Raw genomic sequence first — 21,772 nt, 5'->3', positions numbered from 1 at the left:
GAAAGGCCGGTCGCAAGACTGGCCTTTTTTTGCGCGATGTGGACGCTATGCCAGACAAGCAGGCTGGGTTTTACGCGGCGGCCTTTGCTTTGGGTCGGGCGTTCACAGTCGCAGCTTCCAAAAGGCGCGTTTCAAGAGCTTTTAGTTTATTCTTGTTTTCGATTTTTCCGCCAAACAAATCGGTGACATAAAATGTGTCGACCGCCCGTTCGCCATAGGTCGCAATATGCGCGCTGTGCAATGTGACCTTGGATTCAAAAAGCGCTAGCGCCAGATTATTCAACAATGCAGGGCGATCGAGTGCGTTTACTTCAATCACGGTAAACCGGTTTGAGGCCTGATTGTCGATCAACACCGATGGTGCAATTTTAAAGGCGTCCGTCCGGCGCAACGCCTTTGGCTTAGCCTCGAGCTGGATCATCAATTTGGCGCGATTTGTCAAAGCTTCCTCAATGCTCCGCTTAAGTCGGTTTAGCTGCCCTTGCTCTTGAAAGGGACGCCCCAGCGGGTCTTGAATGAGGAAGTTATCGACCGCCATCCCATCGCTACTGGTATGAATACGGGCATCGATGATGTTGCCGCCAGCCAAATGTATGGCGCCGGCAATCCGGTAGAAAAGACCCGGATGGTCTGCCGCAAAAACAGTGACCAGCGTTGCCCCACGGTCGGGGTAGAAACATGCGTCAATCGCAAGCTCTGTCCCGGCGTTCTTCAGTATATGCCAGGCGTTCCGCGCGATAATGTCATCGGGCTCCGCTATCCAATAGGCGTCGGGCAGATTTTTCGCGAACGCCGCAAATTTTTTCGAGGGCAATTTTAATAAGGCTTCCAGCTGCGCCTTTTTCGATGCGATCCGCTCGCCACGGCCCCTTTGCTTGTGACCCAAACGAAGCACTTCTTCAGTGGCTTCATACAAGTCTGACAGCAATTGCCGTTTCCAACTGTTCCATACACCTGGCCCAACCGCGCGGATATCGACAACGGTGAGCACGAGCAGAAGTTTTAGGCGTTCTGGGGATTGAACGGCTTGGGCAAAGTCTAAAATTGTCTTAAAGTCAGCCAAGTCACGTTTAAACGCAGTGGCAGACATCAATAGATGGAAACGAACCAGCCAGGCCACGGTTTCGGTTTCGGCTGGCGAAAGTCCCAGACGCGGGCATAAAGTGTCGGCCACTTCAGCCCCCAGCACGCTATGATCGCCGCCACGTCCCTTGGCGATGTCGTGCAGCAAAGTTGCGATAAACAATACCCGCTTGCCAACGATTTGCTGAACGATGGCTGTTGATAATGGATGGTCCTGCTTCAACTTTCCGCGGCTGATATCAGCCAGCAAACCAATGGCGCGGATGGAATGTTCGTCGACTGTATAATGGTGATACATGTCGAACTGCATCTGCGCGACTACCCTACGAAATTCGGGAATAAATCTTCCAAAGATAGTGGATTCATTCATCCAACGCAGAACTGTTTCCGGGTCGCGCGGCGATGTTAGGACATCCAGGAACAGGGCGTTGGCTCTGGGATCACGGCGAACAACCTTGTCTACCAATCGTGCATCCCTTTGTGCCGCGCGCATCGCCAAAGGGTGGATTTCCAATTCATGCAAGTCGGACAAATGGAAGATTTCGAGGAGGCGCACCGGGTCGCGCATGAAAAATCCGTCATCGGGCAAGGCGAGCCGGCCTCTGTCCAGTTGAAAGCCATTGAGCTTGCGTGGTTTGCGGACGAAACTTGGAATGAAACGGCGACCTTTTTGCGCCATGGCCTCGTCCAAATGCGCAAGAAACAACCCTGTGACGTCGCCGACCGTTTTTGCGTTCAGGAAATAATAATGCATGAACCGCTCTACCGCTGAACGGCCGGGGCGATCGGCAAACTGCATTATTTCAGCCACATCGCGCTGCAAATCAAACGTCAGGCGTTCTTCTGCGCGGCCTGTTATATTGTGCATGTGGCATCTTACGGCCCACAGGAAATTTTCGGCTTTTCTGAAGCGATTGTATTCGTCGGCACTCAGCAGGCCGACGTGCACAAGTTCGGACGCCGTAGGCACTTTGTGGACGTATTTTCCGATCCAATACAGCGTATGCAGATCGCGCAGGCCGCCTTTGCCATCTTTGATATTTGGTTCCACGACATATCGGCTGTCACCCATGCGCTTGTGTCGGTCATCGCGTTCTGCCATTTTCAACCGGACAAAATCGGGTGCCGTATTGCCCACCACTTCTTTCCAGAAGCGCAGCGATGCTTCTTCATACACCCCGCGGTCGCCCCACACGAACCTGCTTTCCAGCAAGGCTGTGCGAATGGTCAAATCCTCCTGCGCCATTTTCACGGTTTCATCTAAGGATCTGCTCGACTGGCCAACTTTCAGGCCGAGATCCCACAACAAATAGAGGGTCGCCTCCACTACTTGCTCCGTCCACGAGCTGCGCTTGTAGGGGGTAACAAAGGCGATATCGATGTCGCTGTACGGCGCCATTTCGCCGCGGCCGTACCCGCCGACCGCAAGTACCGCGATCCGTTCTGATGCAGTACGGTTCGCGGCGGGGTATGCGTGAACGGTCACATAATCATAAATGAGCCGAACAATCTGATCTATCAAGAATGCCTGTTCAGCCGAAGCGTGATAGCCCTGCGACGGGTGTTCGCCCAAGCGTCGCTTAATTTCGGCGCGACCTTCGGCAAGCGCGGATTGCAGAATTTCGAGCACGTGCGAACGCCGCGCTTGCGCGCCGGTTTCACGCATCACGCTCTCAATTTTTTCAGCAAGCGCGCTCCGGTCGATGATATCGCGCTGTTTGCTAATACGTTCCACTGTTGATGCCATCAGGCGACCTTAGTCGCCAAATGGCACCATGTCAGCATCAAGCAGAGATCTTGGCATTATATTCCCGCCGCAGCGTTACCCGGTCAATCTTCTGCGTGCCCAATCGTGGCAATGGTTCATCTACTTGCCAGAAATGCGCAGGAATTTTGAACGGCGCAAGGCGCGGTGCCAAAAAGGCCTTCAGCTCTTCTTCTGTCAGCGTCACGCCGTCCTTTGTCTGGTAGACAATGCCCGGAACCTCGCCATATCTGTCATCAGCAATGCCGAACACGGACAGCTCGACGATGGAATCATGTTCATAAGCCGCAGCTTCAACTTCGGGGCAGCTGACATTTTCGCCACCACGGATGATGATGTCTTTCTTGCGGTCCACGATGAACAGATAGCCGTCCTCGTCCAGATACCCGATGTCGCCCGTCCGGAAAAATCCATCGGCGGTAAAGGCATCACGCGTTGCGCTTTCGTTGTTCCAATAGCCATTGAAGTTGGCAATCGTCCGAATGGCGACTTCACCGCGCTCACCCTGTGGCAAAATGTTACCATCATCATCAAGCATTTCGACTTCGACGATTGGTTTTGTCGCTGGACCGGTGCTGGTAGGCTTTTCAAGGTAATTGTCCGTGAAGTTACCGCAGCCAACGCCATTGGTTTCGGTGAGGCCATAGCCCAATAACGGATAGCCCCAGCTCATTTCCTTACGAATTTTTTTGACATGCTCGACAGGGCGAGGTGCGCCGCCCGCTGCAAAGGCAGTGCAGCTTGTTAAGTCATATTTATGCCTTGCCGGATGCGTTGCAAGCTCAATGCTCATCAACGGAACGCCAACGAAATAGCTGATCCGTTCCTTTTCAATGATGCGCATGGCCTCTTCGGCGTCCCATTTTGGCATCAACACAAGCTTGCGGCCAATGGCGAAGCTTTGCAGCACCAAAGGTATCGATGCGGTGACGTGGAACAAGGGCACGTTGACGAGAGCTGAAGGTTGCGCGGGCATGGCCTGCCCAGTCGAAGACAAAAGCTCGAAAAACACGAGCGTTTGCCCGACATAGCTCATTGCGCCTTGGACGACGGCCCGGTGGTCCGACACGGCCCCCTTGGACTGTCCTGTAGAACCGGACGTATACAAAATTGTGGCATTATCCAGCGGGTCGATTGCGGGCAGTGGGGTATCCGCGCCACCGCCCTTTGCGGTCAAAACGGATAAGCCATCCAATGGACGTGAATCATGCTTTATGATCAACAATTCACATCCGCCAAGATCCTGTTCCGCCATCCGCGCGGCGCGCTGTGTATCGGCAAGGACAAAGCGGCAACCGACCATGCGAATGCCTTCGGCAAGTTCGCCGCCTTGCCACCAGCCATTGAGCAAAGTTGCAACACCGCCTGCCATGACAATAGCCATATAAGCGACAATCCAGTTGGCCGAGTTGCGCGCGGCAATCCCAACGCGTTCCCCTTTTTGGAGCCCGTAACCCTCAACCAATCCACCCGCCAATGCGCGTGCCGCACCATAAGTTTCTGCGAAACTTGACCGGATATCTCCGTCGACCAGAAATTCTTTGTCCGCATGGGTAGCGCAGAAAAATGCCAGATAGTCCGCCATATTTCCGGGTGCTTTGGCGAAAGCCGGCATTTGCACGCCATATTTCTCCGCGTAGGTGATCGACAATGGCCCATCATTATCCATCAGGCGCGCGATGGTGGCGTCGATCGCAAGGTCCAATTGGGTCGGCATATGATTCTCTCCTAAACGCTTTGTGCACCTTCTATTTGGCTCTATAGGAATGTCAAAAGATCCTAAGGAAATATTGTGTCATTCGAGATTATTTCAACTGCCGCTGGTTTTGTTCAGTTTACCGACCTTGGCGTAGGTCCTGTTGCGCTTGATTTGGGCTTCTTCCAGATCCGTTGGTACTCGCTTGGGTATCTGGTTGGCATTGTGCTTGGTTATTGGATGCTGCTGAAATTGCTCGCACGTTCCGGCGCGCCAATGTCACGTGAGCAAGCCGATGATATAATCCTGTACGCCACCTTGGGTATCATTTTGGGTGGTCGGATTGGCTATATTTTATTCTACCAACCATCCATTTTACAAAATCCGATGGATGTTTTCAAACTTTGGGAAGGCGGGATGTCGTTTCATGGCGGCGCGATTGGGATCATATTTTCGATCTGGCTTTTGGCGCGCAAGCATAAGCTCTCTTTCTTGCGGGTCTGTGATTATGTCGCCTGCGTCGTACCTTTTGGGATATTCCTCGTGCGCCTTGCGAACTTTGTGAATGATGAGCTTTGGGGCCGCGTCACCGACGTACCGTGGGCCGTTGTCTTTCCCAATGGCGGCGATTTGCCGCGCCACCCAAGCCAGCTTTATGAAGCTGTGCTTGAAGGGCTTTTGATGGCGGCGATATTGTGGCCATTATTCTGGAAAACCAATGCGCGGTATAGGCCCGGGTTCCTGACGGGTATGGCCGCAATCATTTATGGCACAGCCCGGTTTTCCATCGAGTTTTTCAGGGAGCCCGACCAGCAGCTACAGTGGCTGGTGGAAGCAAGCGGCCTGAGTATGGGACAGTGGTTGACCATTCCGATGATATTGGTAGGCCTGTTCCTGTTGCTCACAGCAGGTGCCCGCAAGCAGCGCGCCCAGGCCATAGCCGGCAGTAACAGTGGCGCTTGACACAGAGCAAGTTGCAGTCCGCCTTGCGCAGCAGATAGAGGCGGCCGGCCCCATTAGCATTGCTGAATATATGTGTGTAGCCAATACTGCTTATTATGGCGGCGCTGATCCGCTTGGCGCGGCTGGCGACTTTATCACTGCCCCCGAAATTTCGCAGATGTTCGGCGAAATGGTAGGCATATGGCTGAGTGACATATGGCTGCGCCAAGGGAGCCCATTTGGCTGCTATTATGTGGAGCTTGGTCCGGGTCGGGGGACGCTGGCGGTTGATGCGCTTCGGACCATGAAGCGTTTTGGATGGGAGCCTTCTGTCCACTTTTTGGAAAACAGCCCGGCGTTGCGCGCCAAGCAATCCCAAGCCGTGCCGCATGCAACCTTCCACGACAATCTGGACAGCCTGCCGTCCGATGCACCTATGTTCATTGTGGCAAACGAGTTTTTTGACGCACTGCCTGTTCGGCAGATGATACTATCGCATGCCGGTTGGCAGGAGCGCGTGGTCGTGCGTGATCGAGGATCGCGCTTTGCCGCAATGCCGGGCGCGCCTATTGCCGATACTGTAATTCCCGAGCCTTTTCGCGTTGCCGCCGTTGGCAGTATTTACGAAACCTGCCCTGACGCCGCTGCCATCATGCACACGCTATCGCACCGGTTGGCGCAACGGGGTGGGGCAATGTTGACGATTGATTATGGCTATACCCAGCCAGGCCTTGGCAGCACGTTACAGGCGGTGCGAAACCACCAATATGCGGATCCTTTTGCCGACCCCGGCTTTTGCGATCTCACGGCCCATGTTAACTTTCTTGATCTCGCACGACGTGCCGAAAATAGTGGCTTGGCAGTGGCGGGACCAATGGGGCAAGGGACCTGGCTCTCCGGTCTTGGTATTGACCAGCGCGCCCAAAGCTTAATAAGGGCGCACCCCGACAGGGCCGCTGATATCAATGCCGCACGCAAACGGCTGGTGCATCGGGGGTCGATGGGCGCCTTGTTCAAGGTCATGGCAACATACGCAAAAGATTGGCCAAAGCCTGAGGGCTTTGGCCCTTAAACGGTTAGTTTGCCCAATCGGCGATTTGGGCGGCAACATCGTTGGCGGCGGAATTCAGCGCAGCGCCAGCTGTCGCAGCTTCGATTGCGGCTATGCGTTTGCGTGCCTCAAATCTGCGCTTTTCTGTTGCGGTGCCACGCATGATTTTTAACGCATCATAAACCACAACCGCCTCGTTGGAAGATGCGTCAATGCCAAACTCAATTAAACTACCCGACAAGGACCGCGGCGCTTTGCCGCCTGCATCAATCTCATTGAGCACGAGGTTGCCGCTCTTTGCAGACACGGTTTCCACCAACAGGGATTGCATCAATCGGGCTGGCTTATCCGCCCAAAATGCACCCTTCAGATAGGCGATGCTGCTGGCATTGATCTGGACAGGGATCCGGTTGGTATCCAATTTGCGTGGTACATCTGGCATCTGAATGACCAAGGCTTCTGTTGCCGAGGCTGTTCGTGCAACGCCTGCGGTTACAACATTGTCAGCGGTGAGCACAAGCATGGACGCTGGCGCCTTGCCGCCGAAGCTTACGCACCCGCCAAGTGCTAGGATGAGGGGTAGCGCAACGATGCGTGGGCCGAATTTTATGCTGAACATCATTTCTGGTTCCTGCTGCCGGGTTTATAATCTGGTAAGGCAGGGCTGCCAACGACGCTGCCAAGACCGCCTTGATCCACTTTCTCAGTCACGGATTTTAATGATCCAGATAGCTCTCTAAGATCACGTGCCAGTTTTGTGACCTCAGGCAAAGTCTGCGTGTTAAGTGTTTCGATCGCGGGATTTGCATTGTTCAACGTGGTTTCCAATGCGGCCAAGCTTCCATTTGCGGACCGAAGCGTTTTGCGCAATTCGTCCAACATCGGGCGGCCATCGCTATCGAGCAGCCTGTTTGTGGTACCCGCCATTTTGGTGATTTCGTCTGCGGCCAGACCCGCCTTTTGCAAGGCAATACGAGATTCTTGAATTGCTGCGCGCAAGTAAGGGCCTTGTGTCGCTAATGTGCCCGACAGGCTTTCAACATTATCGAGAATTTGTTCGATGGACTGTTGGTTTTTATCGGACAGAATATTGGTCAGCCGCTCAGTCAGTGTTGAGAGCCGTTCCAAAAGCAAAGGCGCATTGTTCAACAGTTCGCCCAACGCGCCAGGCGTTGTGGGGATTACCGGAACACCGGTGGGGCAGGCAGCCTTCGGATTGGCATCAGGGCAGATCAGGGCAGGCGCTCCCTTTACCGCACCATCAAGCTGTATTTCAGACACGCCAGTAAAGCCAACGCCGTTAATCGTCGCTGTGGTTCCCTGCAGCACAGGTACTGTCTGCTTGATGCTAATGCGCACACGTACAAAATTGGGATCAGGCCCCCACAATTCTATGCTTTCAATTTGGCCCACAGGGACGCCAGAGAATGAGACGCTAGAACCTTTTGCAAGGCCATTGACCGATTGCTGAAAGAATATGTCATACTCTTTGTTGTCGCCATCGCCTAGGCGCGAAAGCCACACCGTGAATGCCGCAAGCAACACCAGAAGTAGAAGGGTGACGGCACCCACCATCACATAGTTGGATTTGGTTTCCATCGTCCTGCCTTATGACCTTCCTCGTTGCTGCATTTCCGCACGTACTTTGCCATTTTGGTCGCTATGGCCGCGGCGTGCCGCGCGTCCGCGTGGGCCGCTGAAATATGCGTTGATCCAAGGATGATCGATAGCCAGCAATTCTTCAATAGCGCCAATGGCAATAACTTTTTGGTCTGCCAAAACGGCCACACGGTCACATATCGCATATAGCGTATCAAGATCATGCGTTATCAGAAAAACTGTTAGGCCCAATGTTTCCTTTAAATCGCGCGTTAAATTATCGAAATTGGCAGCGCCAATGGGGTCAAGGCCAGAAGTTGGTTCATCCAGAAACAACAATTCAGGATCCATTGCCAAGGCACGCGCCAGACTGGCACGCTTGCGCATACCACCGGATAGTTCTGACGGATATTTATGCGCTGCTTCTGGAGGAAGACCGCTCAAAAAGATTTTGTACCGCGCGATCTCGTCGAGCAGGTCTTTGCTGAAATCTGGATAGAATTCGCGCAACGGTACCTGAATGTTTTCCGCGACGGTTAAAGTCGAAAACAATGCGCCGCCTTGAAACAATGCGCCCCAGCGCCGCCTGACGTCGGTTGCCTCGTCTTCCTCTTTGCCGATCATGCCCTGATTAAAGACACGGATTTGTCCAGCGATAGGTTCTTGCAGGCCGATTATCGATCGCATGAGCACAGACTTGCCTGTGCCTGACCCGCCAACCACGCCCAGTATCTCGCCGCGGCGGACTTCGATGTTGAGGTCCTGGTGAATGACTTGATCGCCAAAGCTGTTGCATAGGCCAGTCACAGAAATGATGTTGGGTTGGTCCACGGCCTAACCCCAGCCAATTTCGCTGAAAAATACGGCGAAAAATGCGTCGAGTACGATCACAAGGAAAATGGCCTGGACGACCGCTGCAGTGGTTTTTAGCCCGACTTGCTCGGCATTGCCTTTGACCTGCATGCCTTGAAAACAACCGGCCATTGCGATGATCGCGCCAAATATGGGCGCCTTGATCATTCCAACCCAGAAGTCGGTTAGGGGCGTCACTTCGCGCAATCGCTGAACAAAAGTGGCGGGCGGTATATCCAAGACGATCCAGCACAATATGCCGCCGCCAATAATCGACATCAAGGATGCGTAAATGCCCAGCAAGGGCATCATAATCACGGCGGCTATCACGCGGGGCACAACAAGTGCCTCGGCCGGAACAACGCCAATTGTGCGCATGGCGTCGATTTCTTCGGTAATTTTCATCGTACCAATCTGCGCGGCAAAGGCAGAACCTGAGCGCCCAGCGACCATGATTGCTGTCATCAGAATACCCAATTCTCGCAGCGTCAGTCGGCCGATGAGGTTGATGGTAAATATCTCGGCACCAAATTGCCGCAGTTGGACTGCGCCCTGCTGTGCGATAACGATTCCGATAAGGAAACTCATCAGGCCAACAATGCCCAGCGCACGCACGCCCACCATGTCGAAATGCTGCACGACGGCATGCCAGCGAAAGCGGCCTGGATTCATCATCAAGATGAAGAATGCCTTCACCACTTGTCCGACAAAACCAAGGAATTGCAAAAGCGTGGTAATACCAACCACCACGCCGCCGCCAACTTCAGCCAAAAAGCGATTGAGTGATGACACATGCGGTCTTGGAACTGCCTCTGCCGCATCAACGCCGCTCACGGCGTCAATTAAGCGACCTGCATCTTTGGCGCATCCGGTGATGTCAGCGGCATAAAATTTGGCCGTCCGATGTACAAGCCATGCACCCACGGTATCCATCTGGTCGACGGCTGAAAGGTCGATTTGAGACACTGGGCCCGTTACATTGCGCAATTGGCCATCTACGCCACTGATTGAAGCGATGACAAAGCTACCCGACAACCGGACAATGCGTCCGCCTTCGGGGCTGTCTTCTACAACAAAATTTGCAGGGTTAGCCATGACCATATAACTGGCGTATAATGAGAACTATCACAAGCCTGTAGACGTTTTGCTTAAGAAAATCCCTGTAGCTATATGATGACTGAATCCAAAGTAACCCTGCTCGCCATATATGATATGGACAAAACCGTCACGCGGCGCGCGACCTATAATGGGTTCCTCTTGCATATGGCGTTTAACAAGTCACCGTGGAGATTGTTCCTCTCACTGCTCTTGCCGCTTGGCGTGGCGCTCTATGCGTTGAGGGTCTGGGACCGCGCGCGGCTTAAACAATTTGCGCAAATACTGTTGATTGGTCGGCGCGTGCCCAAGGCCCGATTTGCCAAATATCTTGAAAGCCATGCTGATCTGGTGGTTGGCAAAAACGTTTACCCACAGCTGCTGGCGCGCGTGGCCGAGGAAAAGGCCGCTGGCTATCGTCATGTGATGGCGACAGCCTCTTATCGTTTATATGTTGAGGCAATTGCCAAGCGGCTTGGCTTTGACGATGTGATCGCAACCGACCTGTCAACCGACAGCAGCGGGCATGTTCTGGCGCGCATTGATGGGCATAACTGCTATGATGCGGCAAAGCTTGCGCGCGTCAAAGACTGGATGGACAGCAACGGCCTCGACCGTGCAACGTGCCATATTCGTGCCTATTCAGACCATGTTTCCGACGCGCCTTTGCTCAGTTTTGCCGACGAACCCTTTGCCACCAACCCCCATGGTCCGCTGGCGCGGCTGGCGGAGACCAAGGGCTGGCCAATCCTTGATTGGCGCGTTGCTAAAAGCTGAACCCGCGCATCCTTAGTTGCTGAGGTACTTACAAATGCGTCATGGCCGCATGTTTAGTCTTCTTTGATCAAGCTCGTCTGGCGCGTTTCGGGCAACATCAGATATGCTATTACCGTCGCACCAACACACAGCGCCACGTACCAGAAAAAGCCTGTCTCATTGCCCGAACTTTTGAACCACAAAGCGACATATTCAAGTGTTCCCGCAAATATAGTATTTCCGACAGCGTAGGGAAAGGCTACGCCCAAGGCCCTAATGTGCGCGGGAAATAGCTCTGCCTTCACCATTGCATTGTTGGCGGTATACCCGCCGTGAAGGGTGATCGGGATCAGAATCAACGCTAACGCCACGGCAGGTGATGTTGTCTGTCCGACTAGCATATACACCGGCACCGCAGCCAACGCTACGCCAGCGCCTGCAATGAATAGCAACGGCTTGCGTCCGAAACGGTCCGCTAACAAGCCAGCGAGTGGCTGCAAACAGAAGGACCAGATTAACACGCCAGCAATAATTAGCGTGGCAGTCTGCTTGTCAAAACCCGCCGTATTGATGAGATATTTTAACATGTATGTGGTGAAAGCATAGGAGGCCAATCCGCCTCCGCCAGACATGATCGCGACAAGAATGCAAGATCGTTTGTGGTCACGCCAAAGTAACTTGAGCGAAGAATGTTCGTGCTTTTGGTCAATATTGCTGAAGGACTTTGTTTCAGTCATCGTCCTGCGCAATAGATAAACGCACAACGCCAGAAACGCGCCAATGACAAAAGGAATGCGCCAGCCCCAATCGCCCAACTGGGTTTCACTTAAAACGGCTTGCAAGAGTAACGCGACCAGAATGGCAAGCAATTGCCCTCCGCTTAAGGTGGCATATTGAAAACTGGACCAAAAGCCGCGGCGTTCGGCTGGCGCCATTTCAGACAAATAGGTGGCGCTGGAGCCATATTCGCCGCCGACCGACAGACCCTGAATCATACGGGCAATCACCAGAATAGCTGGCGCGACGACACCAGCCTGCGCATAAGTGGGTGCGCAAGCGATGGCGAGTGACCCACCAGCCATCAATAAAACGGATAATGTGAGCCCAGCTTTCCGTCCATGCTTGTCACCATAAATCCCCATAACCCATGCCCCAATTGGGCGCATCAGAAAGCCAGCTGCAAAGATTGCGGCGGTATTAAGTAACTGCGCTGTCAAATCGCCTTCAGGAAAGAACAGGGGCGCAAAGTAGATGCTGAATGTCGCGTAAGCGAACCAGTCATACCATTCGACGAGATTGCCGGCCGAGCCGCCGATAATCGACTTCAGCCGTTGCCTTGTCATACCAACGCCAACGCCCATTAGGTATTTCCGATCCCGATAAGTGACATTTGCCCTCCATATCCTGGTTCGTTCAGGTGGCAACTGCGCCGGTAACTGAAAAACCGTTCGGGTTGGCTATAGGTGTCCTGCCCCAAACATTCGATATTCTTGACGCCGGCTGCGGCAAGCCGCGCGGCAACATAGCCTTCGATATCGAACTGATAATGTCCTGCTTTTCCATCCCGGAAAAAGCGAGCATTTTCCGGATTAGCATCAGCAAAGCGTTCAAAGAAACCTGCATCAACTTCATAGCTTTTTTGCGCGATACAAGGACCGATGGCGCACACCATTCGGTCGCGCGTTGCCCCTAATTTCTCCATGGCGGCTATAGTGCTTTCATTAACGCCGGTAAACGCGCCTTTCCATCCGGAATGCGCTGCGCCGACAACACTGGCGCGGGTGTCTGCAAACAATACAGGTACGCAATCCGCCGTTTGGACGGCCAACAAGATGTGTGGACGATCTGTCACCAGCGCATCCGCCTTGGGCGGGTTGTCTTGGTCAATTGCGTCAGTGACAGTAAAGACATCAGGTGAATGTATTTGATATACACGCGCAAGCGCGGCACCGGGCATTACCTCGGCAACCGCGCGGCGACGGTTTTCGATAACGTGGTCGCGGAGATCGTCCGATCCTAGGCTGCAGTTCAAGCCTGCATAAATGCCGGTGGAAACACCGCCAATACGGCCAAGGAAACCGTGCGCAACATCACTCAACGCCTTTGACTTGATAACTTCAACGGTCACGTCGCTTGGTTCCTCCCAGTGCGCTTAATTGCAACTGCCGCGCTTGACGGCAAGCCATTAGATTGCGAACCGGTGTTCATGCAGCGACATATACTAATATTTGGAATTGGCTACACTGCCACCCGCCTTGCCGATAGGTTGCGGGCCGAGGGCTGGCTTGTGACAGGCACAAGGCGGATGAGCGCCGGCGATGCTTTTGCCTTTGACGATGAAGCGGCGGTTCTTGCCGCGCTCGAAAACGCGACACACATCTTGTCGAGCGTGCCGCCAATGGGGGAGGGCGGCGATCCTGTGCTGCAAAAATATGGCGCGGCTATTGCTGCCAGCGCTGTTTCTTGGACCGGCTATTTGTCGTCAACGGGTGTTTATGGTGACATCGGCGGCGCATGGGTCGATGAAAGCGCACCCGTGGGCGAAGGGCACCGCGCCGCACGCGCGCAAGCAGATCTTGCATGGCAGGCATTGCGCAATGATGTCCGCGTTTTTCGCTTGCCCGGCATTTATGGCCCCGGCCGTTCTGCGCTGGAGCGGGTCACAGACGGCAAGGCACACCGTATCGATATGCCGGGACAGATTTTCAGTCGCGTGCATGTTGACGACATTGTTGACGCCGTCCGCGCCAGCTTCGATGGTCCTGCTGGCGTCTACAATATAGCTGACGATGCACCTGCCTCGCAAAATGCCGTTATCGAATATGCGTGCGACTTGCTGCAGCTAGAATGGCCGCCTTTGTTGTCGATCGAGGCGGCAGGCCTGTCGCCGATGGCCCGCGGATTTTATGCTGAGAACCGCCGTGTCGCGAATGGTAAAGCGAAAAGGCTGCTCAATTGGCAACCGCGATATGCCCATTATCGGTCGGGTTTAGGCGCCTGCATCGCGACGACTAGACCAAGCATCGCCAACGCGCTGCCCGCCAGCGCCAGCGTTGACCAGACATAGCCTTCGAATATCGTCGAGAGCAGCATCGCGACCACGGGAATGACCACGCCCGTATAGGCTGCCTTGCCGGGGCCAATGTCGCGGATTAGGCGGAAATAGAGCGGGAAGGTTATGACCGTTCCAACGATACTCAGATACAGGACGCCGCCAATATAGCCAGGACGCATATCGACAATCGGCGGACCAGCCGTGACGAAAGCAAATACGCTATTGCCAATGCTACCCCACAACATTGACCAAGCCAAAATCGTGATCGTTGGAAAACGCGCAATTCTTGGTGTGACCTGAAGCACGTTGGACACGGACGCCGTCGCCACAGCACATAATACCAAAGATAGCCCAAGCAGCACATCCGCTCCGTCCACGGGCGCGGCGCGGTACTCCTGCAACATTAACAGCCCGACCCCAAGGCTGGCAATCAAGGAACCCAATTTGAATGCCCCGCTTATGGGTCGCCCAAGCCAATATTTGGCGAGCAACGCATTGGGCACAATCAGCAAGGCGAACACCACCGCGACAAGGCCTGATGTCACATAATGCTCGGCCGTATAGACAAAGTTAAAGTTTATCCCGAATTGCAACAGGCCGAGCAACATCGTCCAACCGACCATCGGCCTGTCAATTTTCAGCGGCTGACGCAGCACAAGCGCCAGGATGAACATGCCGATCGCGGCCACGATGAAACGATAGGTAACCGACCATGTCGTGGGCACCGTGCCCAATTGATCGCGGATGACGAACCAGGTTGATCCCCAGATGAGGGACGTCACCATAAAGGGTATCCACACCCGTGGTGTTAGAAATCCTGGCTCTTCGCCCGTCTTTGCGCCAATCATGCTCATAGCGCAGCGATAGCGCGCGCCAACGGGGCCACGTCGGTTTCGGTGTGCTGCCAACTGGTCACCAGTCGCGCCGCGCCCCAATTTTCGTCGACCACGCCCCAATCGTAAAAGTCAAAACCCTGTGCCCGTAACGCATCAGCTTCGGCCGATGTCAGCCGCAGAAAAAGCTCATTGGCTTGAACAGGGTATAGCAAGCGTTCGCCCGCGGCCTGCGCAATGATCTGCGCCGCGGCATTGGCGGAGCGCGCATTGTGCAGCCACAAGTCACCTTTAAGCATCGCCAGCAATTGTGCCGCAAGAAACCGTCCCTTGGATTGCAAATGCCCGGCGCGTTTGCGGCGATAGCGCGCGGCATCCGCCAGCGCGGAGTCAAAATAGACCAAGGCCTCAGCGCCCATGCCGCCATTTTTGACAAAGCCGAAGCTTAAGATGTCGACCCCGGCGTTTACGGTCACGTCGGCGGGCGTGCAGCCCAAATAGGCAACTGCGTTGGCAAAACGCGCGCCGTCCATGTGCAATCCAAGCTTGCGTTCGCGGCATAATGCCCCAAGCGCCGCGACCTCTGCAGGCGTATAGACCATGCCATATTCGGTGGCGTTGGTAATCGATAGGGCAGCGGCCTGCACTTGATGCACATCGTTGCGAATGGCGTCGAGGGTGACAGTGACGGTCGTGGGAGACACTTTTGCGCCATCTCCCTCAATCAACATCAATTTCGCGCCAGCGGTGTAGAAACCCGGCGCGCCGCATTCATCGACCTCAATATGCGCCTCACGGTGGCAAATGACGCCCTGATGCGGTTGCACGAGTGAAGCAAGCGCCAGGCAATTGGCGCTGGTGCCGGTCGCCACCCACAACACGGCAACATCGCGGCCAAACAGTTCGGAGAACGCCCCATCCAATCGCGCGCTGTATTGATCGCCGTCATAGGCGGTGTCGATCTGGTTGGCATCGGCCATGGCTTGCATGACAGCAGGGTGCACCGGGGCGGCATTGTCAGAGAAGAAACGCATGGAAAATCGCATGGCGGGAAACCCTGTGTGGCGTCAAGCGGTAAGGGGAATTTGCAATCGCTAGATCATCGTGGCAGCGGTAGAGGAAAATAGCACCACAGGCTTTAATCTTAAGTTTCCCGTGATGACAACGCGCTGCCGCGCAAGAACTCAATTGCTTCGCCTTCCGAGACGACCTCTGCATATTTCGCCTGAAGATCGAATAAATTTGCGTCATGCGGGGCCGAATGGCGGTCCCCACAGGCATCACGGACAACAAAGGGTGCAAAGCCAGACTGGAGCGCATCCAGAGCGGTTGCGCGCACACATCCCGACGTCGACAGGCCAGTGATAAGCAACGTATCGATGGCCGCGGTCGTGAGGATGTCCGTAAGCGCAGTTCCAAAAAAGGCCGAGGCAAATTGCTTCGAGATGATGCGTTCGTTATCCAAGGGTTGAAGCGACGGCGGAAATACGCCGTAGGGTGAACCTTTCACAAAAACACGGAGCGACGGAATTTTCTTGTAGAATAAACCGCCATCCGCGCCGTCCTTTTCATAGACGACATTTGTGAAAATCACCGGAATGCCGGCTGCCCGAGCCGCAGCCAAGAGGCGTATGTTGCTCTCCAAAGCTTCCTCAACATGGGCGTAAAGAGGCGACGCTTTGTCTAAATATGCCATGACAAAATCGACGATCAGTAGTGCAGGGCGCTTGCCAAAAGACAAGCGACCATCAAACGCACCAACATAGTTTGCTGCCAGATCGTCGTCCTCGTGTGGCATCAGATTGCGCCTGCCGCCTTCAGCCGATCGAGTTCCTGTGCTGCCATACCCAGCAGTTCGCCGTAAATCTCGGCATTGTGCTGCCCAACTGTAGAGGGTGCAGGCGACCGCACGCCGCTTGGCGTCGCAGACATTTTTGGAAAGGTGCCTTGCATTTTCAGCTTGCCATAACGCTCGGTCTCGACCTCGATAATGGCATCGCGCGCCTGAAAATGCGGGTCGGCCAACATCTCGGGCGCGCGGTAAACGCGGCCTGCCGGGATGGAATATTTGATCACCAATGCGTCCACTTCGTCAACGGTCAACGTCGCGGTCCATGCATTAATGCGTTCGTCCAGTTCCAACTGATTATGGCCACGCGCCAAATGGGTTGCATAACGTGCGTCGGTACCAAGCTCAGGCATGCCCATAGCTTCTGCCAAACGTTGCCACAGCGAGTCTTTGTTCGCGCCAATCATATATTCGCCGTCTTTGCAGATATAGACATTGGAGGGCGCAATGCCCTTAAGGATGGAGCCCGATCGCTCGCGAATGAACCCGCTATGGTCATATTCAGGAACCAGTCCCTCCATGACTTGCAACACGCTTTCATACAAAGCCGCGTCGATAATCTGACCCTGACCTGTGACGCTGCGATGGTGCAATGCCGCCAGCACGCCCATGCACCCATAAGTCGCGGTCAGCGTGTCACCAATGGAGACCCCCATGCGGCTTGGAGGGCGGTCGGGTTCGCCAACAATATAGCGCCAGCCGCCCATGGCCTCGCCAATACCGCCAAACCCTGCACGGTCCGAATAGGGCCCTGTTTGCCCATAGCCGGACATACGCGCAATGATGAGGCCGGGATTTTCTGCCAAAAGCACATCTGGCGCAAAACCCCATTTTTCCATTGTACCGGGTTTGAAATTCTCGACCAGAATGTCTGCTTTGCCGATCAACTTGCGGACAAGCGCCTGTCCTTCGGGGACACGCAAATTGGCCGAAACAGATTTTTTGTTGCGCGCTATGACTTCCCACTGCACCTTTTCTGCGCCTTGGCCCCAGACACGCATGGGATCGCCGGCACCCGGTGGTTCCACCTTGATGACCTCAGCGCCCATATCGCCAAGCAACTGTCCGCAAAACGGACCAGCAAGCAGCTGGCCGAGTTCAACAACGCGCAACCCTTTTAGTGCGCTCACTCGGCGGCTTCCAAGGTTGTCCAAACCGGCTGGACAGGCGCGCTAAGGCCTGTCTCAACTTCGCAATTGGCACGCAATTGTTCAATACTGGGTCCATAATTGAACAGGGAAAGCGCTGCGCGTTCTTGCCTTAACTTGGCACGCAGCGCGTCGGTGGCCCCAACGTCTACTTCGCCATGCGCATTTGCGATTACGCCATAGGCTTTTGCGCCGGCCACAGTGACAAGCCCTTGCACGATCTCTTTGCCAACAAGGGCAGGGTCGCGGTCAAGGGCATCGCCCCAGCCACCGCCGCCCCAGGTGATGAAGTGCAACTGATCGCCCTCTTCTACATGAACGTCTTCAACCTTGTTGCCGATAATCTGCGAGCTGCCGTCGGCCTTTTCGAGAATTTTACGCGCACGTTTGCCGGGTTCACCGCCATTGACACCCCATGGAGGCACGAACCACCGATCGTCATGGATCGAAATTGTTCCGCTCGCGAGGAAACGATAGGTCATGTGAATGCCGTTTCCGCCGCGATGCAAACCTGCGCCGCCACTGTCGGGTTCTGTTTCATATCGTTCGATGAGCAGCGGGAAGTAACGCTCCAGAAACTCGTTAGGCACATTCGTAAAGCCCGGCCACAGAGAGTGACCATCGGGCCCATCGCCCATTGGCCGACCTGGAATACCGCCAAAGCCGATTTGGAAGAGCTGGAACCAATCGCCCTTCTTGTCATTGCCCGAGTAGAACATGTGTGGGCTTGATGAGAATCCGGCCGCATTTAAGAATTCCGGTGTTTTTTGTCCCAAGAGACCACCTAAAATATCGAAAATGCGACCCAACGCGTGGGTGCGACCCGAGAGCGCTGCTGGAAATTTCGGCTTGAGAAGCGACCCGTCCGGAATGCGGACATCGATCAGATCATAAAAGCCATCGTTGAATAGAATCTGTGGATCGAAAACCATGATCATATAAATGCCGAAGAACATCTTGAACATATTCTCGTTCAAGAAGAAGTTGATCGACGCTTGGCTTTGCGGGTCAGTGCCAGCAAAATCGAGCACAACCTTTTCGCCTTCGCGCCACATGGTGCACTTAATTTTATACGGGCCAGCGCCCATGCCATCGTCACAGATATAATCTTCGAAACTTACTGGATCTTCGCCAATTGCCATGGCGATGAGCGATTTCATCGCACGGTGATTGCGCGCGAGCAGTTCTTGCGTGGCAGAGATGTAGACATCGTCACCAAAGCGCCCGGCCATTTCGATGACCCGGCGTGCAGCCACCCGGCACGAGGCAATGAGCGCATTGAGATCCGCCTGACACCAATCTGGTTTGCGGGTCTGATGCATCACCAGCTTCATCAGGTCGTCGTTATACTCGCCCTTTTTCCATATTTTGACTGGTGGGATACGAACGCCCTCTTCAAAAATCGAACGGGCATTGATCGGCATTGATCCCACAACTTTGCCGCCAATATCGGATTGGTGACCGAACATGGATGTGTAGGCAATCAATCGGCCGTCTTTGAACACGGGTAAAAGGACGAGCCAGTCGTTTGAGTGGCTGACCGCACCGTCGCAGGAATAAGGGTCAGACAGCAGGATCATGTCGCCGTCTTCCAGCGAACCATCCCAGTTATCCAGAAAGCCGCCAATGAAGCTACCGAATTGACCAACAATCATTTTGCCGGTGTGGTCCGCGATTAATGGAAACGCATCACCTTGCTCCCGAATACCGGGGGACATTGCTGTGCGTACCAGCGTTGCGTCCATTTCGATGCGGGCATTACGCAGCGCATTTTCAATGATGTCGAGCGTGACGGGATCGATAGCGATCTTGTTAAAGGGCGTATTGTTTGTTTCAATGATTTGGGCGGGCATGTCGTTAGCCTCCTCAAGCCAGATTGATCAGGATGTTGCCGACTTTGTCGACTATTGCGACGCAGCCAGTTTCGATGAGTGTGGTCGAATCCATTTCGACAACGATAGCTGGCCCTGGAATGATATCCCCCTGACGCAACTTGGATCGATCATAAATGACCGCAGCCTGTTCCATGCCATCCATCCACAAAACATGGTCGCGCATTTTTGCAGCAGCCGGGTTTCCATCCCCCTTAGGCAATTCTGCAGCAGGCAAATCCAAAGCTTGCCCCAATGCGACCGCGCGCAAGTTCACGATTTCGTGCGGGGTATCCATGTTGAAGGTGAACAACCGAAGATGCTCTTCGTCGAACCGCTTCAATATGCCCGCGACGCCGTCACGTTCCAAAATGTCTGGCGTGATCGTCAACGGTACTTCAAAAGCCTGACCGGCATACCGCACGTCGATTTCAAATTCGCTGCTGATGTCTGCGTCATTTATGCCGTCGGACTGCAATTGCGCGCGGGTCTGCTCTGCCATTTCCTTGAGAATGGCAACAAGTTCGGCCGCATCAGTGGTCGTGGCCAAACGTGAAAAGCTGCGCGCAGTTTCGGTCCGCATGCGTGTTGTGGCATCGCCCAGTGCACATAACACGCCCGGTGACATGGGCGATATGGCAGGCCAGCTGCCCATCAGCCTTGCCACGGCATTGACGTGAAGTGGTCCGGCACCGCCGAAGCCCATCAGCGCAAAATGCCGCGGGTCATAGCCTTGCTGAACTGAGATCATGCGCAACGCGCCGAACATGTTTTCGTTGACGATATCAATGATGCCGCGCGCCGCAGCCATCAAGTCGATGCCAAGCGCATCGGCGATGGTCTGCACCGCCTTTTTCGCGCCCTCACGGTCAAGTTGGAAGGTTCCGCCCAACAGATTTTCGGGCAGATAGCCAAGCACGACATTTGCGTCCGTGACCGTGGGTGCTTCGCCGCCCTTGCCATAGGCCACAGGACCTGGAACCGCGCCTGCAGACTGCGGACCAACGCGCAGGGCCCTCGTGAGTTCGGGCACATAGGCGATTGACCCGCCGCCCGCGCCAACGGTCTTCACATCCAATGAAGATGCGCGCACCGCCAAATGGCCGACTTCGGTCGTACGCACACGGCGTGGTTCAAGATTTTCGATCAGCGCGACATCGGTTGATGTCCCCCCCACATCAAGGGTGAGGATGTTTTTGATACCTGCATTCTTGCCAACCCAAAGCGCACCGGTAACGCCGCCAGCTGGCCCCGACATCAATATGTCGACGGGATGCTCCTGCGCCTTTTGCGCGGACATCAGTCCGCCGTCGGACCGCAATAGCGACAATTTGCCAGTAAAACCGGCGTCGGCAAGCTTACTACGCAGGTTGGAGATATATTTGCCGACGACTGGGCGCACTGCGGCGTTTGCAACGGTTGTCAACGTCCGCTCATATTCCTGCATTTCAGGCAGCACTTCATGGCTGAGCGACACAGGGACATTTGGCAGCAGCTCACGTGCCAATTCGCCCACGCGGGCCTCATGTGCCCCATTTGTATAGGCGTTCATGAAGCTGACGGTGATTGCCTCGACGCCTTGCGCCTTCAGATAGGCCAAAGCGGTTCTGGCGGAAGCTTCATCCAAGGGGCGCACTTCACCGCCTTGCGCATTCATCCGACCGCCAACGGTTACGGTATCTTCCAAAGCGGCCAAGGGTGTTGGCTTTGGCCAGATAATCCACGCGGCAAGCCCACCTGGGACATAAGAGCGCGCTATCTGCATGATATCACGATATCCCTCGGTCACGATAAGGCCAACGCGTGCGCCCTTGCCCTCAAGCACCGCGTTGGTCGCGACAGTTGTGCCGTGGAGGAAATATTCTATCCCGGTCGCATCGACGCCTGCGGTGGCACAGATGGCATTCACGCCGGTCAGGATACCTTCGCTGCTATCATGTGGCGTAGACGGCGTCTTGTGCCGCCAGAACGCGCCAGTGTCCGCGTTGAATAACAATAGGTCAGTGAATGTTCCACCGACGTCAACGCCCAAACGATACCCCATTAATATCTCCCTCAACCTATTTTCGGAAATGCTGGCGCCTGCGCCACCATGCCGGGTAGTTTTCTGCCCATAATGTCCGATAGCCATTGGCTAGCCTCAATAAGGCTATCCAAATTCATTCCCGTGGACACGC

Annotated in this window: 18 protein-coding genes; 4 read left to right on the top strand and 14 right to left on the bottom strand. The window is 54.7% G+C overall.

Annotation, left to right across the window (positions count from 1 at the left end; genetic code table 11):
* Window positions 1–70: 70 nt before the first annotated feature.
* On the bottom strand, window positions 71–2,830 hold the full coding sequence (locus QE270_RS08695; protein ID WP_300038157.1) for a [protein-PII] uridylyltransferase: 2,760 nt from the start codon (window positions 2,828–2,830) through the stop codon (window positions 71–73).
* 37 nt (window positions 2,831–2,867) lie between these two features.
* Window positions 2,868–4,565, bottom strand: a complete 1,698-nt coding sequence (locus QE270_RS08690; protein WP_300038154.1) for a class I adenylate-forming enzyme family protein — start codon at window positions 4,563–4,565, stop codon at window positions 2,868–2,870.
* Between the two features lie 75 nt (window positions 4,566–4,640).
* On the opposite strand from QE270_RS08690, the gene lgt reads away from it, so the two are divergent.
* The gene (gene lgt / locus QE270_RS08685) at window positions 4,641–5,507 is read left to right on the top strand and encodes a prolipoprotein diacylglyceryl transferase (protein ID WP_300038151.1); all 867 of its coding nucleotides are present in this window, start codon (window positions 4,641–4,643) and stop codon (window positions 5,505–5,507) included.
* Complete coding sequence (locus QE270_RS08680; protein ID WP_300038148.1) at window positions 5,497–6,558, top strand: SAM-dependent methyltransferase; 1,062 nt, start codon at window positions 5,497–5,499, stop codon at window positions 6,556–6,558. Before lgt ends, QE270_RS08680 begins: the two co-directional genes overlap by 11 nt.
* Window positions 6,559–6,562: 4 nt before the next feature.
* Here the strand turns inward: QE270_RS08680 and QE270_RS08675 are convergent, their stop codons facing one another.
* From QE270_RS08675 to QE270_RS08660, 4 genes are read right to left on the bottom strand one after another with little or no spacing between them, the layout of a single operon-like run.
* Entirely contained in the window at window positions 6,563–7,159 is a 597-nt protein-coding gene (locus QE270_RS08675) for an ABC-type transport auxiliary lipoprotein family protein (RefSeq protein WP_300038145.1), read from the bottom strand.
* Complete coding sequence (locus QE270_RS08670; RefSeq protein ID WP_300038142.1) at window positions 7,156–8,136, bottom strand: MlaD family protein; 981 nt, start codon at window positions 8,134–8,136, stop codon at window positions 7,156–7,158. Before QE270_RS08670 ends, QE270_RS08675 begins: the two co-directional genes overlap by 4 nt.
* A 9-nt stretch (window positions 8,137–8,145) precedes the next feature.
* Window positions 8,146–8,967: an ABC transporter ATP-binding protein gene (locus tag QE270_RS08665; protein ID WP_300038139.1), complete on the bottom strand. Its 822-nt coding sequence runs from the start codon at window positions 8,965–8,967 to the stop codon at window positions 8,146–8,148.
* Between the two features lie 3 nt (window positions 8,968–8,970).
* Window positions 8,971–10,083 carry an ABC transporter permease gene (locus tag QE270_RS08660; protein ID WP_300038136.1) on the bottom strand — a complete coding sequence of 371 codons (1,113 nt, stop codon included), beginning with the start codon at window positions 10,081–10,083 and terminating at the stop codon, window positions 8,971–8,973.
* Window positions 10,084–10,158: 75 nt separating this feature from the next.
* Between QE270_RS08660 and QE270_RS08655 the strand changes: the two genes are divergently transcribed.
* Complete coding sequence (locus tag QE270_RS08655; protein ID WP_300038133.1) at window positions 10,159–10,860, top strand: HAD-IB family hydrolase; 702 nt, start codon at window positions 10,159–10,161, stop codon at window positions 10,858–10,860.
* 53 nt (window positions 10,861–10,913) lie between these two features.
* Here QE270_RS08655 and QE270_RS08650 read toward each other — a convergent pair whose 3' ends face one another.
* Both QE270_RS08650 and pgeF read right to left on the bottom strand, forming a co-directional pair.
* Window positions 10,914–12,200 carry an MFS transporter gene (locus tag QE270_RS08650; RefSeq protein ID WP_300038131.1) on the bottom strand — a complete coding sequence of 429 codons (1,287 nt, stop codon included), beginning with the start codon at window positions 12,198–12,200 and terminating at the stop codon, window positions 10,914–10,916.
* The gene (gene pgeF, locus QE270_RS08645; RefSeq protein WP_300038128.1) at window positions 12,200–12,967 is read right to left on the bottom strand and encodes a peptidoglycan editing factor PgeF; all 768 of its coding nucleotides are present in this window, start codon (window positions 12,965–12,967) and stop codon (window positions 12,200–12,202) included. The genes QE270_RS08650 and pgeF overlap by 1 nt, the downstream gene beginning before the upstream one ends.
* A gap of 78 nt (window positions 12,968–13,045) precedes the next feature.
* Here pgeF and QE270_RS08640 point away from each other — a divergent pair, with 78 nt between their 5' ends.
* Window positions 13,046–13,906, top strand: coding sequence for an SDR family NAD(P)-dependent oxidoreductase (locus QE270_RS08640; RefSeq protein WP_300038125.1), 861 nt, complete (start codon window positions 13,046–13,048; stop codon window positions 13,904–13,906).
* Here QE270_RS08640 and QE270_RS08635 read toward each other — a convergent pair.
* The 6 genes from QE270_RS08635 to QE270_RS08610 form a co-directional block, all read right to left on the bottom strand.
* A complete protein-coding gene (locus QE270_RS08635; protein WP_366142259.1) occupies window positions 13,816–14,748 on the bottom strand; it encodes an EamA family transporter in 933 nt (310 codons plus the stop codon). The two genes, QE270_RS08640 and QE270_RS08635, sit on opposite strands and share 91 nt — an antisense overlap.
* The gene (locus QE270_RS08630; RefSeq protein WP_300038122.1) at window positions 14,745–15,761 is read right to left on the bottom strand and encodes a beta-eliminating lyase-related protein; all 1,017 of its coding nucleotides are present in this window, start codon (window positions 15,759–15,761) and stop codon (window positions 14,745–14,747) included. The genes QE270_RS08635 and QE270_RS08630 overlap by 4 nt, the downstream gene beginning before the upstream one ends.
* A gap of 110 nt (window positions 15,762–15,871) precedes the next feature.
* Entirely contained in the window at window positions 15,872–16,525 is a 654-nt protein-coding gene (locus QE270_RS08625) for an isochorismatase family protein (protein ID WP_300038119.1), read from the bottom strand.
* On the bottom strand, window positions 16,525–17,706 hold the full coding sequence (locus tag QE270_RS08620) for a CaiB/BaiF CoA-transferase family protein (RefSeq protein WP_300038116.1): 1,182 nt from the start codon (window positions 17,704–17,706) through the stop codon (window positions 16,525–16,527). Before QE270_RS08620 ends, QE270_RS08625 begins: the two co-directional genes overlap by 1 nt.
* A complete protein-coding gene (locus QE270_RS08615) occupies window positions 17,703–19,577 on the bottom strand; it encodes a hydantoinase B/oxoprolinase family protein (protein ID WP_300038113.1) in 1,875 nt (624 codons plus the stop codon). The genes QE270_RS08620 and QE270_RS08615 overlap by 4 nt, the downstream gene beginning before the upstream one ends.
* A gap of 13 nt (window positions 19,578–19,590) precedes the next feature.
* Window positions 19,591–21,639: a hydantoinase/oxoprolinase family protein gene (locus tag QE270_RS08610; RefSeq protein ID WP_300038110.1), complete on the bottom strand. Its 2,049-nt coding sequence runs from the start codon at window positions 21,637–21,639 to the stop codon at window positions 19,591–19,593.
* Window positions 21,640–21,772: the final 133 nt, after the last annotated feature.

Origin of the sequence: Sphingorhabdus sp. (genome assembly GCF_029865925.1) — a bacterium.
Lineage (GTDB): Bacteria > Pseudomonadota > Alphaproteobacteria > Sphingomonadales > Sphingomonadaceae > Sphingorhabdus_B.
The sequence above is the reverse complement of the archived record's forward strand: the minus strand, read 5'-3'. Positions and strand labels throughout refer to the sequence as shown.

Excerpts from the sequence above, each read along its gene's own strand:
- QE270_RS08690 (WP_300038154.1), bottom strand. The coding sequence starts at position 4,565 with ATGCCGACCCAATTGGACCTTGCGATCGACGCCACCATCGCGCGCCTG.
- QE270_RS08670 (WP_300038142.1), bottom strand. The coding sequence starts at position 8,136 with ATGGAAACCAAATCCAACTATGTGATGGTGGGTGCCGTCACCCTTCTA.
- QE270_RS08675 (WP_300038145.1), bottom strand. The coding sequence starts at position 7,159 with ATGATGTTCAGCATAAAATTCGGCCCACGCATCGTTGCGCTACCCCTC.
- QE270_RS08610 (WP_300038110.1), bottom strand. The coding sequence starts at position 21,639 with ATGGGGTATCGTTTGGGCGTTGACGTCGGTGGAACATTCACTGACCTA.
- QE270_RS08650 (WP_300038131.1), bottom strand. The coding sequence starts at position 12,200 with ATGGGCGTTGGCGTTGGTATGACAAGGCAACGGCTGAAGTCGATTATC.
- QE270_RS08625 (WP_300038119.1), bottom strand. The coding sequence starts at position 16,525 with ATGCCACACGAGGACGACGATCTGGCAGCAAACTATGTTGGTGCGTTT.
- QE270_RS08660 (WP_300038136.1), bottom strand. The coding sequence starts at position 10,083 with ATGGCTAACCCTGCAAATTTTGTTGTAGAAGACAGCCCCGAAGGCGGA.
- QE270_RS08635 (WP_366142259.1), bottom strand. The coding sequence starts at position 14,748 with ATGAGCATGATTGGCGCAAAGACGGGCGAAGAGCCAGGATTTCTAACA.
- QE270_RS08655 (WP_300038133.1), top strand. The coding sequence starts at position 10,159 with ATGATGACTGAATCCAAAGTAACCCTGCTCGCCATATATGATATGGAC.
- QE270_RS08615 (WP_300038113.1), bottom strand. The coding sequence starts at position 19,577 with ATGCCCGCCCAAATCATTGAAACAAACAATACGCCCTTTAACAAGATC.
- QE270_RS08640 (WP_300038125.1), top strand. The coding sequence starts at position 13,046 with ATGCAGCGACATATACTAATATTTGGAATTGGCTACACTGCCACCCGC.
- QE270_RS08630 (WP_300038122.1), bottom strand. The coding sequence starts at position 15,761 with ATGCGTTTCTTCTCTGACAATGCCGCCCCGGTGCACCCTGCTGTCATG.
- QE270_RS08695 (WP_300038157.1), bottom strand. The coding sequence starts at position 2,830 with ATGGCATCAACAGTGGAACGTATTAGCAAACAGCGCGATATCATCGAC.